This is a genomic window from Microvirga aerophila (genome assembly GCF_003332305.1).
Classification (GTDB): Bacteria; Pseudomonadota; Alphaproteobacteria; order Rhizobiales; family Beijerinckiaceae; genus Microvirga; species Microvirga aerophila.
Window position 1 is genome coordinate 32,872 of sequence record NZ_QOIO01000046.1, and the last position, 15,177, is coordinate 48,048.

General features: G+C 63.2%; 17 protein-coding genes. 7 read left to right on the forward strand and 10 right to left on the reverse strand.

Annotation, left to right across the window (positions count from 1 at the left end):
* The first annotated feature begins 31 nt into the window (after positions 1-31).
* The 5 genes from DRB19_RS21475 to DRB19_RS21495 all read left to right on the forward strand — a co-directional run bounded on the left by DRB19_RS21475 (position 32) and on the right by DRB19_RS21495 (position 4,440).
* Complete coding sequence (locus tag DRB19_RS21475) at positions 32-940, forward strand: 2-dehydro-3-deoxygalactonokinase (RefSeq protein WP_114188072.1); 909 nt, start codon at positions 32-34, stop codon at positions 938-940.
* Between the two features lie 73 nt (positions 941-1,013).
* Positions 1,014-2,396, forward strand: coding sequence for a leucyl aminopeptidase family protein (locus tag DRB19_RS21480; RefSeq protein ID WP_114188073.1), 1,383 nt, complete (start codon positions 1,014-1,016; stop codon positions 2,394-2,396).
* A 74-nt stretch (positions 2,397-2,470) separates the two neighbouring features.
* Positions 2,471-2,818, forward strand: a complete 348-nt coding sequence (locus DRB19_RS21485; RefSeq protein ID WP_114188074.1) for a MarR family winged helix-turn-helix transcriptional regulator — start codon at positions 2,471-2,473, stop codon at positions 2,816-2,818.
* Positions 2,815-3,663 carry a C40 family peptidase gene (locus DRB19_RS21490; protein WP_114188075.1) on the forward strand — a complete coding sequence of 283 codons (849 nt, stop codon included), beginning with the start codon at positions 2,815-2,817 and terminating at the stop codon, positions 3,661-3,663. Before DRB19_RS21485 ends, DRB19_RS21490 begins: the two co-directional genes overlap by 4 nt.
* Positions 3,664-3,681: 18 nt before the next feature.
* Entirely contained in the window at positions 3,682-4,440 is a 759-nt protein-coding gene (locus DRB19_RS21495; RefSeq protein ID WP_276330625.1) for a sulfite exporter TauE/SafE family protein, read from the forward strand.
* A 3-nt stretch (positions 4,441-4,443) separates the two neighbouring features.
* Here DRB19_RS21495 and DRB19_RS21500 read toward each other — a convergent pair whose 3' ends face one another.
* The 10 genes from DRB19_RS21500 to DRB19_RS21545 all read right to left on the reverse strand — a co-directional run bounded on the left by DRB19_RS21500 (position 4,444) and on the right by DRB19_RS21545 (position 13,823).
* Positions 4,444-5,388: a 2-hydroxyacid dehydrogenase gene (locus DRB19_RS21500; RefSeq protein ID WP_114188076.1), complete on the reverse strand. Its 945-nt coding sequence runs from the start codon at positions 5,386-5,388 to the stop codon at positions 4,444-4,446.
* Positions 5,385-6,710 (reverse strand): thymidine phosphorylase, encoded by a 1,326-nt coding sequence (deoA, locus tag DRB19_RS21505; RefSeq protein WP_114188077.1) that lies wholly within the window; start codon positions 6,708-6,710, stop codon positions 5,385-5,387. Before deoA ends, DRB19_RS21500 begins: the two co-directional genes overlap by 4 nt.
* 1 nt (position 6,711) lies before the next feature.
* Positions 6,712-7,473 (reverse strand): deoxyribose-phosphate aldolase, encoded by a 762-nt coding sequence (gene deoC, locus DRB19_RS21510; RefSeq protein WP_114188078.1) that lies wholly within the window; start codon positions 7,471-7,473, stop codon positions 6,712-6,714.
* Entirely contained in the window at positions 7,466-8,284 is an 819-nt protein-coding gene (locus DRB19_RS21515) for a purine-nucleoside phosphorylase (RefSeq protein WP_174799983.1), read from the reverse strand. The genes deoC and DRB19_RS21515 overlap by 8 nt, the downstream gene beginning before the upstream one ends.
* Before the next feature lie 39 nt (positions 8,285-8,323).
* Complete coding sequence (cdd, locus tag DRB19_RS21520) at positions 8,324-8,728, reverse strand: cytidine deaminase (RefSeq protein ID WP_114188079.1); 405 nt, start codon at positions 8,726-8,728, stop codon at positions 8,324-8,326.
* A 1-nt stretch (position 8,729) separates the two neighbouring features.
* Entirely contained in the window at positions 8,730-9,635 is a 906-nt protein-coding gene (locus tag DRB19_RS21525) for an ABC transporter permease (protein WP_114188080.1), read from the reverse strand.
* Between the two features lie 3 nt (positions 9,636-9,638).
* Positions 9,639-10,742, reverse strand: coding sequence for an ABC transporter permease (locus tag DRB19_RS21530; protein ID WP_114188081.1), 1,104 nt, complete (start codon positions 10,740-10,742; stop codon positions 9,639-9,641).
* Complete coding sequence (locus DRB19_RS21535) at positions 10,739-11,173, reverse strand: VOC family protein (RefSeq protein ID WP_114188082.1); 435 nt, start codon at positions 11,171-11,173, stop codon at positions 10,739-10,741. The genes DRB19_RS21530 and DRB19_RS21535 overlap by 4 nt, the downstream gene beginning before the upstream one ends.
* On the reverse strand, positions 11,173-12,696 hold the full coding sequence (locus tag DRB19_RS21540) for an ABC transporter ATP-binding protein (RefSeq protein WP_114188083.1): 1,524 nt from the start codon (positions 12,694-12,696) through the stop codon (positions 11,173-11,175). The genes DRB19_RS21535 and DRB19_RS21540 overlap by 1 nt, the downstream gene beginning before the upstream one ends.
* A 122-nt stretch (positions 12,697-12,818) precedes the next feature.
* A complete protein-coding gene (locus tag DRB19_RS21545) occupies positions 12,819-13,823 on the reverse strand; it encodes a BMP family lipoprotein (RefSeq protein WP_114188084.1) in 1,005 nt (334 codons plus the stop codon).
* A 156-nt stretch (positions 13,824-13,979) separates the two neighbouring features.
* Here DRB19_RS21545 and DRB19_RS21550 point away from each other — a divergent pair, with 156 nt between their 5' ends.
* Entirely contained in the window at positions 13,980-14,816 is an 837-nt protein-coding gene (locus tag DRB19_RS21550; RefSeq protein ID WP_114188085.1) for a HesA/MoeB/ThiF family protein, read from the forward strand.
* Positions 14,809-15,123 (forward strand): GIY-YIG nuclease family protein, encoded by a 315-nt coding sequence (locus DRB19_RS21555; RefSeq protein WP_114188086.1) that lies wholly within the window; start codon positions 14,809-14,811, stop codon positions 15,121-15,123. Before DRB19_RS21550 ends, DRB19_RS21555 begins: the two co-directional genes overlap by 8 nt.
* Positions 15,124-15,177 lie beyond the last annotated feature (54 nt).

Consider the following 15,177-nt stretch of genomic DNA (forward strand, 5'->3'; position numbering starts at 1 on the left):
CCACGCTCACGAGTCAGCAGGATCAAAGCCTTTGCGTTTCATTGTCGCCGATTGGGGAACCACCCGTTTCCGCGGATATCTCATCGAACACGAGACCATTCTCGACGAGGTGTCGTCGAAGGAAGGGGTGTCCGCCCTTAAATCCGGACAGCACCGCGATGTGTTCATGCGGCAATGCGGGCACTGGCTCGAAGCCGAACCCGATGCCCCTGTGCTTCTCGTCGGAATGGTAGGCAGCCGCGAAGGTTGGGTCATGGCCCCCTACGCCACATGCCCTGCTGGCCCCGAGGAAATCGCCAATGCGATGATCCCTGTCGATCTTGGGAATGGACGCAACGCCTACATCGTGCCGGGACTTTTCTGCGAGCCCGCTCCCGGCACATCGGATGTGATGCGCGGCGAGGAAACGCTCGTCCTCGGATCGGGCGTTGAAGACGGAATCGTGTGCTCGCCTGGCACGCATCCGAAATGGATCGAGATCAAGGGCGGACAGATCGAGCGCTTCGCCACTTACATGACGGGCGAAATGTATGCGGTCCTGCGAGAGCATTCCATGATCGGCCGGCCGGCGACCGAGCCCGAGGACCCCAAGGGCTTCAATCTCGGGCTGGCCGCAGCCGACCGCAACAGCGGGACGAGCCACGTGGGCCTGCTTCATCTGCTGTTCGGCGCGCGGGCCGCCGTGGTATCCGGACGAATGGATACCGGACTTCTGGCTCCCTACCTCTCGGGACTTCTCACCGGCGACGAGATCAACGGAGCCTTGTCCCAGTTCGGCAAGCCTGCTTCCGTTACGATTCTGGCCGAGTCGCCGCGGGCGGATCTCTATATCCATGCGCTGGGCCGTCACGGCATCGCCACGCAGGTTCGCTCGCCGCAGGAAGCACTGATCGCCGGCTTGGCGCGGATCGTGCGCCATCATTCCCGGGCCAAGGCGTAGACCAACCGACCGAACAGACGGCGACCTCTCTGCTCGCATTGAGTCCAGCAACCTCTTGCCATTGAGTTTATCGATGCCTCATCCGCTTCTTGCCTCCGCGTCCGAGCCCGCACTTCCCATCTGGCTTGCCGATAAGGGCACATGGCCTGAGGTGGCCGCGACACTTCCATTGAGCGCCCGAGGCTTTGCAAATGCTCAAGGCTTCGAGGCAAAAGCCGGAACTCACTGCTTTCTGCCTGATGCGGAGGGCAATCTTCTGGGCGTCGCCTTCGGCGTCGATGAGGAGAGCGCCAAGCGCGTCGACCCATTCCTGGTGGGCAAGCTTCCAAATGTTTTGCCTGACGGCGTCTATCGTTTCGAGACCGACGTTGCGCGCCCGGAGCTTGCAACGCTCGCGTGGCTTCTCGGCGCGTACTCGTTCAATCGGTATCGCAAGCGTGCATCCAAGTCGGTCCGCCTCGTGGTTCCCAAGGGGGTCGATGCGGGCGAGGTGTCCCGCATTGCCGATGCGATCGCGTCGAGCCGGGATCTCATCAACACGCCGACGAACGATCTCGGCCCGGACGGGATTGAGACAGCGGCGCGCCACCTCGCCGAGAGGCATGGCGCTTCCTTCAGCAGCATCGTCGGTGACGATCTGCTCAAGCAGAACCTTCCCATGATCCATGCTGTTGGTCGTGCTTCGTCCACGGCCCCGCGTCTTATCGACTTCACCTGGGGCAAGGATGATGCGCCTCGGATCACCCTTGTCGGCAAGGGCGTCGCTTTCGACACAGGTGGCCTCGATATCAAGCCATCCTCATCCATGTTGCTCATGCGCAAGGACATGGGCGGCGCGGCCGCAACCCTTGCGCTTGCCGACATGATCATGGGCGCGGGCCTGCCGGTGCGCCTGCGCGTCCTCATCCCGGCCGTGGAGAACTCGATCTCCAGCAATGCCTTCCGCCCCGGCGACATCCTGCCGAGCCGCAAGGGCATCACAGTCGAGATCGGCAACACGGATGCCGAGGGCCGCCTCATCCTGGCCGACGCACTCACGCTGGCGGACGAGGAGAATCCCGACCTGATCGTCGATTTCGCCACGCTGACAGGCGCCGCCCGCGTAGCGCTAGGTCCCGATCTGCCACCGTTCTATACCGACGACGATGCGCTTGCGGCCGAGATCTCCCGTCATGGAGAAGCCGTGAACGATCCAGTGTGGCGCATGCCCCTCTGGGCGCCCTATCAGGCCCAGCTCGATTCCAAGTATGCGGACATGAACAACACCGGTGGGCCCATGGGTGGCTCAATCACGGCCGCCCTGTTCCTGCGCCGGTTTGTGAGCGCCGCCAAAGCCCATGTGCATTTCGACATCTTCGCCTGGAACAACGCCGCCAAGCCTGGCCGTCCCGAAGGCGGCGAAGTGCAGGCGGCCCGGCTGATCTATGCGCTCCTGAAGGATCGATACCGCTCCTGAGAATGGCCGCCGGAGGGACTTGCACCCTTTTGTTCAAGGTCAAATAATACGGCGCCGAAACGAACGGTGCCCTCATGTCTGTAGAGTTGCGTGCCTTCCAGTCGCTGAAGCTCTGGCACGACGTGCATCTTGACCTTGTGCATCACGGTGGGGACCTGTCTTCGCGCCAGATCGCCATTCTGCTGACCATCTATCTTGAACCTCCTCCGCATACGGTGCGGGGGCTTGCCAGGAAGCTTCGCGTCACCAAGCCCGTGATCACGCGAGCCCTGGACACCATGGGCAAGCTTGACCTTGTCGCCCGTCGCAGGGACGAAGCGGACCGGCGCAATGTCGTCATCCAGCGCACGGTGGCTGGCGCTCTGGCGGTGGAACGGCTAGGGGATGTCATCACCGCCCATGCCAAGGAGCTGCCCCGATGACCTTCGACCGCCGCATCACCCCGTTCCGCGCCGACTTGGCCGACGAGAAGCTGCGCGGGCAGGTGGAGGCGGAACGTTTCGTGACCGGCACGCGCCAACAGGTTGTCGCAGCCTATGCATCTTTGCATCGTCATCCGTCGCGGGAAGCGCCTATCGACACCCAGGCGATCCGCGGCGAAAGCGTCACGGTTTACGACGAGCATGAGGGCTGGGCCTGGGTTCAGCTGCACGATGACGGCTATGTGGGTTATCTGTCGAGCGAAGCCCTGGGTGATCCGGGACCAGAGACCACCCACAGGGTCAGCGCCGTTCGCACCTATGTGTATCCTGGCCCCAGCCTGAAACTGCCCGACCAAGGCTATCTCACGCTCAACTCGAAACTCGCCGTTGCGGGGATCGAGGGTGACTATGCGCGCCTTGCGGCGGGTGGTTTCGTCTTCTCCGCTCACCTGACCGGTCTGGACACCTTCGAGATGGACTATGTGAGCGTTGCCGAACGCCTTCTGCATACCCCCTATCTCTGGGGCGGCAAGACCAGCATCGGCCTCGACTGCTCGGGCCTTGTGCAGACCGTTCTGGCGGCTGCCGGCATCAAAGCGCCCCGGGACAGCGACATGCAGGAGGAGCGTCTAGGACGTCCTGTGGAAATCACTCCCGGCCTCGGCGGCCTGCAGCGCGGCGACCTGGTGTTCTGGAAGGGCCATGTGGGCCTCATGGTGGATGAGACCAACATGATCCACGCCACGGGCCATACCATGACAGTCTATGTCGAACCGCTCGCGGTTGCGGAAGAGCGCATCCGCCGCACGAGCTATGGTCCGATCACCGCGATCAAGCGCCTCTAGGCCACGGCGGCCAAGCCGGTGCCTGATCCAACTGTTCTGATTGTCGCGACCTGCGGCGTCTTTCTGATCGCGTTCATGAAGGGCGCTTTCGGAGGCGGGCTCGCGGTCATCGGCATTCCGCTCCTGGCGCTCGTCATGGATCCGGTTTCCGCCGGAGCCTTGCTGGCTCCCCTCTTCATCGTGATGGATGTCGCCGCTCTTTATTACTGGCGTCCCGGCACATGGTCGAAGATCGACCTGATCGTGCTGCTGCCCGGCCTTGCCTGCGGCATCGGGCTTGGGTTCCTGGTCATGACCGTGATCGACCGGAACGCCGTCGCCATCGTGGTGGCGCTGACAACGCTGGTTTTCACGGGCTTGTGGTTCCGCGGCGGGGGACAGGTCGTGCAGCGACCCCGCTCGACTCCCAAAGCCCTCATTGCCGGCACCGCTTCAGGCCTCACGTCGATGGTGGCCCATTCGGGCGGCCCACCCATCGCCATGTATCTCCTGACCCTCGGATTGCCGAAAGCCGTCTATGCGGGCACGAGCAGCAGCTTCTTCGCCGTCGGGAACGTGATGAAGGCCATTCCGTGGCTTGTGCTTGCAAAACCCAGCACCGAGCTATGGACGCTGATGGGCCTGTGCCTCCCGGTCATCCCCATCGGCGTCTGGGCTGGCTACAGGATGCATCAGCGTTTGGATCAGCGGCAGCTTTACCGCCTATGCTACAGTCTGCTCGCCATCACGGCCCTGAAACTGCTTTGGGATGGACTGCGCGGATACGGATTGATCTGAGGATCAATAACCGCGCTTGCGATCCACCACGTTCTGGAACGGCTCTCCCGCTTCATGCCGCCGAATCTGGTCTGCAATGTAGCGCGCCGTCATCTCGGGATCGCTGACCGCTGAATTGTGCGGTGTCACGGTGACCTGCGGATGCGTCCAGAACGGCGAATCCTGCGGCAATGGCTCAACCTGGAACACGTCGAGAGTCGCGGCCTTCAGTGTTCCGTCGTCGAGGCATGCGACGATGTCCTCCTCAACCTGCAAGCCGCCGCGGCCGGCATTGATCAGGATCGGACCGTCGAGCTGCCCGTCGCGGGCAAGCTTTTCGAAGAGCCTGCGGTTGAGGATGCCGCGCGTCTCCGGCGTCAGCGGCAGGAGGCTCACGAGAATGTCCGTGCGGGCCAGGAACTCTGCAAGGCCATCATCGCCAGAGTAGATCCTGTAGCCGTCGCCGTTCTTCGGGCTGCGGCTCCATGCAGCCACGTCGAAACCCATGACCTTGAGCTTGCGCGCTGCATCCTGCCCCAGCACGCCCGACCCCATCACGCCGACACGCACTTCGCTTGCGATCGGCGGAGAACGCTCCTGATCCCATTGCTTGGCGCGTTGAGCGGCGTCGAACCGTCGTTGATCGCGCAGATGCATAAGGCAGTGCAGCACCACGTACTCGCTCATGCGATGGGTAAGGTCGTCCTGCGCCACACGTACGATGGGCACATCGGGCAGGCCCTGATAACCCATCAGATGATCAACACCGGCTCCGAGCGAAAAGATCGCCTCAAGCGCCGGCAGGTCCGACAGGCTTCCGGGCTTCGGACCCCAGGTCGCCACATAACGAATGCGGCTTCTGTCGAAGTCGCCATGGCCCAACACCGCGACGTCATGTTTGGGCAAGTGTTTCTTGAAGCGTTCTACCCATGGCTGAGGATCCCATGTGACGGCGATAAGGAGGGTCACGCGTTTGCTCCGATACGCTCGAGGATCAACTTTCCCGACGGGGCCGATGTTTCGCCAACCATGTAAGCCGCGCGAACAGCCCGAGCGGCAGCTTCCGCGGCTTCCTCGCTGCGGGCATGCACGATGCCGAGGGGGCGCTCACCATCGACCCTTTCGCCGACGCCCGCAAGTTCCGTCAGCCCGACCGCATGATCAACCGGATCCTGCGGCCTCGTGCGCCCTCCGCCTAGAGCCACGACCGCAATGCCGACTTCGCGCGTCGAAACGCTCTGCACGGTTCCGGGACGCTCCGCATGAACGGGGCGGACGACCGGTGCAGCCGTGAGATGCTTCCTGTGGTTCTCAAGAAGATCCGAAGGGCCGCCGAGCGCCACGACCATGCGCTGGAAGATTTCTGCGGCCTTGCCGGACGCAATCGCATCCTCGATCTTGGCGCGTGCTTCGGAGATGTCCGCCGCGAGTTTGCCCAGCACGAGCATCTCGGCGCTGAGTTCCACGGTCACCTCATGGAACCGCGCCTCACGGCGGCGGCCTGTCAAGTAATCGGCCGTGTACGCGACTTCCACCGCATTGCCGGCGGCGGATGCGAGCGACTCATTCATGTCGGTCAGCAGGGCGCTCGTGGGAAGTCCGGCGCCATTGGCAACCAGCACGAGGCTCTCGGCCAGGGCGCGCGCGTCAGCGGTATTGTCCATGAATGCGCCAGAGCCGAATTTCACGTCCATGACGAGACCGTGAAGCCCGGCGGCGAGCTTCTTCGAAAGGATGGAGGCCGTGATCAAGTCGATGGATTCGACGGTCGCCGTCACATCCCGGATGGAATAGAGTCGCTTGTCGGCCGGAGCGAGATCAGCGGTCTGGCCGATAATGGCGCAGCCGACCTCGCGCGTGACACGCCGGAACGTTTCGATATCCGGCTGCGAGACATAGCCTGGAATGGAATCGAGCTTGTCGAGTGTCCCGCCCGTGTGTCCAAGGCCACGTCCGGAGATCATCGGCACGTAGCCGCCACAGGCCGCCACCGCAGGTCCGAGCGCAAGGCTGACCGTGTCGCCAACGCCGCCGGTCGAATGCTTGTCGAGTACGGGACCAGGAAGATCCCACTTCAACACCTCGCCTGACTGGGTCATGGCGCGAGTCAGCGCGACACGCTCCGGCACGGAAAGGCCACGGAAGAACACCGCCATGGCAAAGGAGGCAGCCTGCCCCTCCGACACCCGGCCGGAGGTCAGGCCCTCGATGAAGCTTTGGATCTGCTCGGCCGCGAGCACGCCGCCGTCGCGCTTGTGGCGAATGATTTCCTGTGGAAGGTGGTGGCTCATGTCAGTAGGTCCCGGCGGCTGTCGCTGCGGCGCGCCCCTCGATGGCGGCGATCAGCGCGTCATAGACGCTGCTGGCCCCGATGCGGAATGTGGCCGGCCTTGCCCAGCCCGGTCCCATGATGCGGTCGGCTGTGTCGAGATAGAGCTTCGCATCTGCCACCGTGCGAATGCCGCCGGAGGGCTTGAGACCGACGGGACGGCCCGAAGCTTTGATTACGTCGAGCATGATCTCGGCCGCCTCAGGCGTGGCGGAAACCTGCGTCTTGCCCGTCGAGGTCTTGATGAAATCCGCCCCCGCGTCGATGGCAAGTCGGCTTGCTGTCTCGATCAGCGCGGGATCATTGAGTTCGCCAGTTTCCAGGATGACCTTGAGAAGGCGGCCCTGGTCGATCATTTCACGCACGGCCTCGACCATTTCAGTCGCGATCCCGAGATCACCGCGCCGCATGGCCTCGTAGGGCAGCACAAGATCGATCTCGTTCGCACCGTCGGACAAAGCCTCCTGCACGTCGTCCGTGACGCGGCCTACATCCTCGCCGCCTGCCGGGAAGTTGACCACCGTGGCAATACGTACGGACGAGCCTTTCAGCGCGTCGCGCGCGCGCACCACGAATTGCGGCCAGAGGCACACCGCCGCGACAGGGCCGCGTGGGTCTATGGCCTTCTTGCAAAGCGTATCGATGGCCTGATTGGTGCAGGTCTCCGTGAGATCGGTGAGATCGAGGCAGCGCAGGGCGCGCTGTGCGATTTCGACATCAGACATGGGAAAGCTCCGCCACGAATGCACGAATGAGATACTTGAACCGATCGGAAGCTTCAGCCGCCGTATCCTTGGTTTCCTGATGCGATGGCGACGCCCCCTCGATCCCGGCTGCAAGGTTGGTCACAACCGAAACCGCCGCGACCCTGAGACCGTAATAGCGCGCCAGGATCACCTCGGGCACGGTGGACATACCCACGAGATCGCCGCCTAGGACTTGCACCATGCGGATCTCGGCCGGGGTCTCGAAGCTTGGGCCCGACAGCCACGCATAGACGCCCTCCGGCACCTCAATGCCTGTGCTTTTCGCGGCCCTCTGCAACGTCTCCCGGAGCCCGTCGTCATAGGCACCGGTCAGAGACACGAAACGCCCCTCGGTGTGATCGCGCAGGAGGGGGTTGCCGCCGGACAGGTTGAGGTGATCGCCGATGGCCACGAGGCTGCCAGGCCGGATGTGAGCGCGAACGGAGCCGGCCGCATTGGTCAGGACCAGCACCGGAATGCCAAGCTCTCGCACCAGCGCAACGGGCACGCGCATCGCGCCGGCATCGCCGGTCTCGTAATAATGGGCGCGTCCCTGGAACAGGAGGACGCGCTTTCCTTCAAGCGTGCCGGCAACGAGACGTCCGGCATGGCCCGAGACGCCGCTCCTCGGAAAATGCGGAATATCCGCATAGGGAAGGCTGACGGCATCAGTCAGGTCATCGACCAAAGTGCCGAGCCCCGTGCCGAGCACGAACGCTGCGTCGAACTGGCCATCGAAGCCGCGGGTGCGCACGAACTCGGCGGCCTCCTGAACCTTCTGGTGCATCATCGTCTCTTGTTGTGCGGCATAGCCCTTTCAGGGTTTGCCTTATGGGCTGCTTAAATTGTCGGGTCCGAACGAGAAGGGCAACAATTCGTCGAGGGTGAAGCTCTTCCGGATCCCTTCAGGTCCTGCGATGTGAATTGGCGTATCGGAGGCGGCGAATTCGCGGATTCTTTGGCGGCAGCCGCCACAAGGTGTCACGAGGTTCTCACCCTCGCCCATCACCACGATCTGCGCGATGCGGCTTTCGCCGGCGGCGATCATAGCCGAAACGGCCCCTGCTTCCGCGCAGCTACCGACCGGGTAAGCGGCGTTCTCCACATTGCAGCCGGCGAACACCTTGCCTGTGGCCGTCGCGATGGCGGCTCCGACCTTGAACCGCGAATAGGGCGCATAGGCCTTCGCCTGAATGGCCTTGGCGGCCTCAAAAAGTTCGTCGACGGACGCCATATCAGCGCTCCTTCACATAGGGCACGCCGGATGCGCGGGGCGGAATGGCGGTTCCGATGACGCCTGCCAGCAGGATGACGGTCATGAGGTAAGGCAGGGCCTGGATTGCCTGAACCGGCACCTCGCCGATGCCGGGCAGAGAAATGCCCTGGAGTCGGATGGCAACTGCATCGAGAAGCCCGAACAGGAAGCAGGCGCCCAGCGCCGGCCAAGCCCGCCATTTGGCGAAGATCAGCGCCGCGAGCGCGATGAAGCCCTTGCCCGCCGTCATGTTGGGGAGAAAACCCGCAGACTGGCCGACCGACAAGTAGGTTCCCGCCAGTCCGCACAACACTCCGGCGATAGCGACGGCTGCATAGCGCAGGCCCGTCACTGAAATGCCCGCCGTGTCGACAGCCGCAGGGTTTTCGCCGACCGCCCTCAGGCGCAGACCGAAGCGGGTTCGTCCGAGCACGAACCAGGTGAGCGGCACAGCCAGCAGAACGAAATAGACAAGCGCCGAGTGGCCGAAAATCGCATCCCCGAAGCGCTGCGCGCCTTCCAGAGGCGGCGTGCGTCCGCCCTGCCCATACCAGGCATTGCCGACAATTGCCGTCAAGCCCGCCGCCAGCATGTTGATGGCAACGCCCGACACGATCTGATTGCCGCGCTGGCTGATGGACGCGAAGCCATGAATGAGCGCAAAGACGACCGAGGCAGCAATGCCGGCCAAGAGACCGACCCACGCGGAGTCTGAAATATAAGCCGCCGCCGCCGCCGCAAAGGCCGCCACGAGCATTTTGCCTTCAAGCCCGATATCGACGACCCCCGAACGCTCCGACCACAGACCTGCCAGACAGGCGGCAAGGAGCGGGATGGACAGCCGCAGGGATGAGTCGAAGATGGTGACGAGAACTCCGAGATCCATGGCTCAAGCCCTCGCCATGCTGGATCGCATCAGCATCCTGGCAACGAGGCGCCGGAACAGACCGTCGAGAGCACCCGCGAACAGGATGATGATGCCGCCGATGACCACCACCATATCACGGGTGATGGCCGGCTGTTCGAAGGCAAGCTCCGCGCCGCCCTGATAGAGGATGCCGAACAGGAGCGACGCCAGGATGATGCCGACCGGATGGGCGCGCCCCATCAACGCGACGGCGATCCCGACGAAGCCGTAGCCAGCCGTGAATTCGAGCAGCAGGCGGTGCTGATAGCCCATGAGTTCGTTCACCGCGAGACCGCCCGCCAGTGCGCCGGAAATGACCATGGCGATGACGATGACGCGCGCTGGCGAAATGCCCGCATAAACCGCCGCCGTCGGGTTCGAGCCGACGACGCGGATCGCATAGCCCAGGCGCGAGCGGTAGATGAGCAGCCAGACACCGTAGCAGGCGGCGAGCGCCAGGAAGAGCGTGAGATTGAGCTGAGAGGCCGGCACTTTGATGCCGAAAACAGCCAGGGCATCGTGCATGAACGGGATGTAGGACTGCTCCGGGAAGGCCCGGGTCTCCGGATTCATGGATTGCGGCTCCCGCAGCACGTTCACCAGCAGATAGACGATCAGCACGCTTGCGAGCCAGTTGAACATGATCGTCGTGATCACGATGTGGCTGCCGCGCTTGGCCTGGAGATAACCGGGAATGGCCGCCCAAGCGGCCCCGAAGGCGGCGGCGCCGAGAATGCCGAGCGGGATCAGAAGGAAGCCTGGCAGGAACGTGAGATTGTTGAGGACAAGGGCCACGCCGAGGCCCGCAAGCGTCGCTTGCCCCTCTCCGCCGATGTTGAACAGGCCCGCATGGTAGGCGACCGCCACCGCCAATCCCACGAAGATGAAGTCCGTCATGTAGAACAGGGTGAAACCTAAGCCCTCGCCGGTGCCGAGGCTGCCCTGCAGCAGCCACCGGGTGGCGGTCAGCGGATTCTCGCCGATGCTGAGCACGACGAGGCCAGCCACCAGAAAGGCCGCGACGACCGAGACGGCGGGCACCACGATGGTGTCGGCCCATTTGGGCAGGTCGATGGGAGCGCTCACTTGAGACTATCCGGCAGGAACATGTGGCCCTGCTCATCGAGGGGGAAGGAGGGATTCCAGGCCACCTCCCAGAGATGGCCGTCAGGATCGGCGAAGTAGCCCGAATAGCCGCCCCAGAACACATCCTGCAAGGGCTTGACCGCACGGGCGCCGGCTTGAAGCGCGCGAGCAAAAACCTCGTCGGCTTCGTCCTTCGTATGCGCGTTGTATGCAAGCGATATGGCCGCAAAGCCGGTGGGCTGGTCCTCGACTCCCGCATCCTTGGCGAGATCGGCGCGGCCGAAGAGCGCCAGCGCCAAGCCATTCGCTTGGAAGAAGGCGACTCCCTCCTGGCTTGCGGACGAAGCTGTCCAGCCCCAGGCTTCGTAGAAGGCGCGGGACCTCGGCAGATCGGTCACGCCAAGAGTCACAAGGGTGATGCGCGGTTGCATCAGGCGGCCTCGTCAGTAACGCCAGCCATGAGGAGACCGAGATCCTGCTCGTTGGTCTCGGATGCCTTGCGTTCGCCGGTGATGTGGCCGCCGCACATGGTGAGGATGCGGTCGGACAGGTTCATGATCTCGTCGAGCTCAACCGAGACCAGAAGAATGCCCACGCCCGCATCCCGCAGCGCGATCAAGCGCCGGTGGATGAATTCGATGGCGCCGATATCGACCCCGCGCGTGGGCTGCCCGACCAGGAGAACTTTCGGGCTGCGCTCGATTTCGCGGGCGAGCACGATCTTCTGTTGGTTGCCGCCGGAGAATTTCGAGGTCTTGAGCCGCGGCGCGGGCGGGCGCACGTCGTAATGCTCCATCTTGGCCGCAAGGTCCGCGACCATGCGGTCATGATCCAGAATAGGCCCACGCCCGAGTTGCGGCTCATCTGTGAAGCCGAGCACCGCGCTCTCGAAAGCCTGGAACGCTGGCACGAGCCCCATGCGTAGGCGGTCCTCCGGCACGTGCAGAAGTCCAAGCTGGCGCATGCGGTGCGGGTTGTGCTCGCTGAAGCGGATCTCTTGGCCTCCGAAGCGCATGGTTCCGACAACGGGCTGGCGCATACCCGCAAGAGCTTCCAGCAATTCGCTCTGCCCGTTGCCCGCAACGCCCGCAATGCCGACGATCTCGCCGGCCCGAACCGTGAGGGAGACATCAGCAACCCGCTGCACGCCGCGATGATCGATCACCGACAGGTTCTCGACTTCCAGCAATGGTACGCCGGGTGTGCGCTCCTCCTTCTCGACGCGTAGCAGAACGCGACGTCCGACCATGAGCTCCGCGAGCTCCGGCGGAGATGTGTTGGCGGTCTCGACGGTGGCCACCATCTCGCCGCGGCGCATGACCGAGACCCGGTCCGTGATGGCCATGATCTCGCGCAGCTTATGGGTAATGAGGATGACCGTCTTACCCTGTTCCTTCAGCGCCCGCAGCAATTCGAAGAGCGCATCCGCCTCGGGGGGCGTGAGCACGGCGGTAGGCTCGTCGAGAATGAGAATGTCGGCGCCGCGATAAAGCGCTTTCAGAATTTCGACACGCTGCTGGAGACCGACCGACAGATCGCCCACCGTGGCATTCACGTCGATCTCAAGGCCGTAATCGCGGGACAAGCGCGCAAGCTCCGCCCTCACCTTGGCTTCGCCGCCCCGCAGGAGAACACCGCCTTCGGCGCCGAGCATCACGTTCTCAACCACGGTGAGCGGCTCGACCAGCATGAAGTGCTGGTGCACCATGCCGATACCGACGTGGATGGCGTCGGCCGGAGAGCGGATGGCGACCGGCTTTCCGCCCACCTGGATCTCGCCGGAATCCGCCTCGTAGAACCCGTACAGGATCGACATCAGGGTCGATTTCCCGGCCCCGTTTTCGCCGACGATGCCGTGGATCGTGCCGCGCTCCACGACGAGGTTGACGTCCTTGTTGGCGTGAACCTCGCCGAAGCTCTTGTTGATGGCGGACAGCTGGATGGCGGGGGACATAAGCCTCGACAATCCTCCCGGCGCGTCAAACCCAAGGCCGGGATCAATCAAAAATGAAAGACGAACACGCAAAGAGGCTACCGGGCGCGGGTCTCGAGACCCGCGCCCGGTAGGATTTCACCTTACATCGGGCACTTCGAGTCCGACATGTAGTCGTGCACCTTGATGGCGCCGGACTTGATGTCGGCTGCGGCCTTGTCGGCAGCAGCCTTCATGTCGGCCGTGACGAGCGACTTGTTGTTGTCGTCGAGAGCCCAGGCTACGCCGTCCTCAGCAAGGCCGAGCACCGAGACGCCTGCCTTGAAGGTGCCCTTCTTGGCCTGGTCGAACACATTGTAGGTAGCCACGTCCACACGCTTGACCATGGAGGTCAGAACCTTACCGGGATGCAGGTTGTTCTGGTTCGAGTCGACGCCGATGCCGAGCTTGCCTGCGTCGGCCGTAGTGCGCAGAACGCCAACGCCTGTGCCGCCGGCCGCGTGGTAGATCACATCTGCGCCGCGGTCGATCTGGCTCTTGGCGAGTTCGCCGCCCTTCACCGGGTCGTTCCAGGCAGCGCCCGTGGTGCCGGTCATGTTCTGGAACACCTCGGCGTCCTTCTTGGCGTGTTTCACGCCCTGGACGTAGCCGCAGGCGAACTTGCGGATGAGCGGGATGTCCATGCCGCCCACGAAGCCGACCTTGTTGGTCTTGGAGGCTTGAGCGGCCAGAAGGCCGACCAGGAACGAGCCCTCATGCTCCTTGAACACGATGGACTGCACGTTTGGCTTTTCGATCACGGAATCGATGATGGCGAACTGGGTCTTGGGAAACTCGTCGGCGACCTTCTTCAGGGCCGATTCCTGGCTGAAGCCCACTGCCACGATGGGCGAGAAACCGTCGCGGGCGAAGCGGCGGAGCGCCTGCTCACGCTGGGCGTCGTTCTGCGGCTCGAAATCGCGATAGTCGGTCCCCGTATCCTTCTTGTACTTCTCCGCGCCTGAATGGACGCCCTCGTTGAAGGATTTGTCGAACTTGCCACCGAGATCATAGACCACGGCGGGCTTGAAGGCGGCCTGCTGCGCAAAGGCTGCCGTAGCGGAAAAGGCGAGGCCTGCAAGTGCGAGACCGAACTTGGTGACTGTCATCGGCATAGTTCCCTGTTAGATCACTCGGGCTTTGTTACCCGGTTGCGCCTGACGATGGCACGGGAAGGGCCATGACGCCAAGCATCCTGTCAAGACAACCGGGCGATTTCCTCCCAGGATGGTTGATGGCTGCCGCCATGTGGATAAGCTCTCCCAATGTCCCTGATGCCCGATGAAATCGACCGATACGCCCGCCACCTCGTCCTTCGTGACATAGGAGGGCCGGGACAGATCAAACTCAAGGAAGCTCGCGTTCTCGTGATCGGCGCAGGCGGGCTCGGCGCGCCCCTTATTCAGTATCTCGCCGCAGCTGGAACCGGCACCATCGGCATCGTGGACGATGACGAGGTGTCCCTGTCCAACCTGCAGCGTCAGGTGATCCATGCGACATCCGACCTCGGGCGTAAAAAGGTGGACAGCGCGGCGGACGCGGTCGAGCGCCTCAATCCGCATGTGAAGGTCGAAGCCCACCCGGTTCGACTGACCGATGGGAATGCGCGAGAGATCATCGCGCAATACAACCTTGTTGCAGACGGGTCCGACAATTTCGAAACCCGTTATGCGGTGTCGGATGCCTGCTTCTTCGAGCGGAAGCCTCTCGTCACGGCGGCTCTGGGCCAGTTCGATGGGTCGCTGACGACCATAAGAGCCTTCGAGCAGGGTTCGAACGGAACGCCGAACCCCACCTACCGCTGTCTCTTCCCCTCCCCCCCGCCGCCGGGAGCTGTTCCCACCTGCGCGGAAGCCGGCGTCCTCGGCGCCCTCGCCGGGGTCATGGGGAGCCTGATGGCCATGGAGGTGATCCGCGAGGTCGTGGGGTTCGGCGAGAGCCTGGTTGGCCGGCTTCTCATGGTCGACGCGCGCTCCATGCGCTTCGATACGGTGCGCTATGGGTGGGACGAGAGCAATCCGTTGAGCGGGCTGAAAACCGGGCAATCCAGGCGGAAGCGCAGCGAAGAGCCGGGATCGTCCGGGAAGCTCGCGCATGAGTGAGGCATTCTATGTCCATATCCTAGCGACGAGAAAGGATGGCCCGCTTTATGCTGGAATCACCAACAACCTACATAAACGCGTGTACGAGCATAAGACCCACGCGGTTCCAGGCTTCACCGCGCGCTACAATGTGGATCGGCTGGTCTATTTTGAGATTTTCGAGAACCCGGAAGCCGCGATTGCTCGCGAAAAGCAGCTCAAGAAGTGGCATCAGGCGTGGAAAGTTGCACTGATCGAGCGGGAGAACCCCGAATGGCGCGACTTGGCTGAGGAGTTCGTCCCTTTAGAGCGGATTCGATTTAGGTGAACTCGTATCCGCAGTTGCTGAGGTAGTTCTGGCATTCGTCCGCCGGGAAGCTGT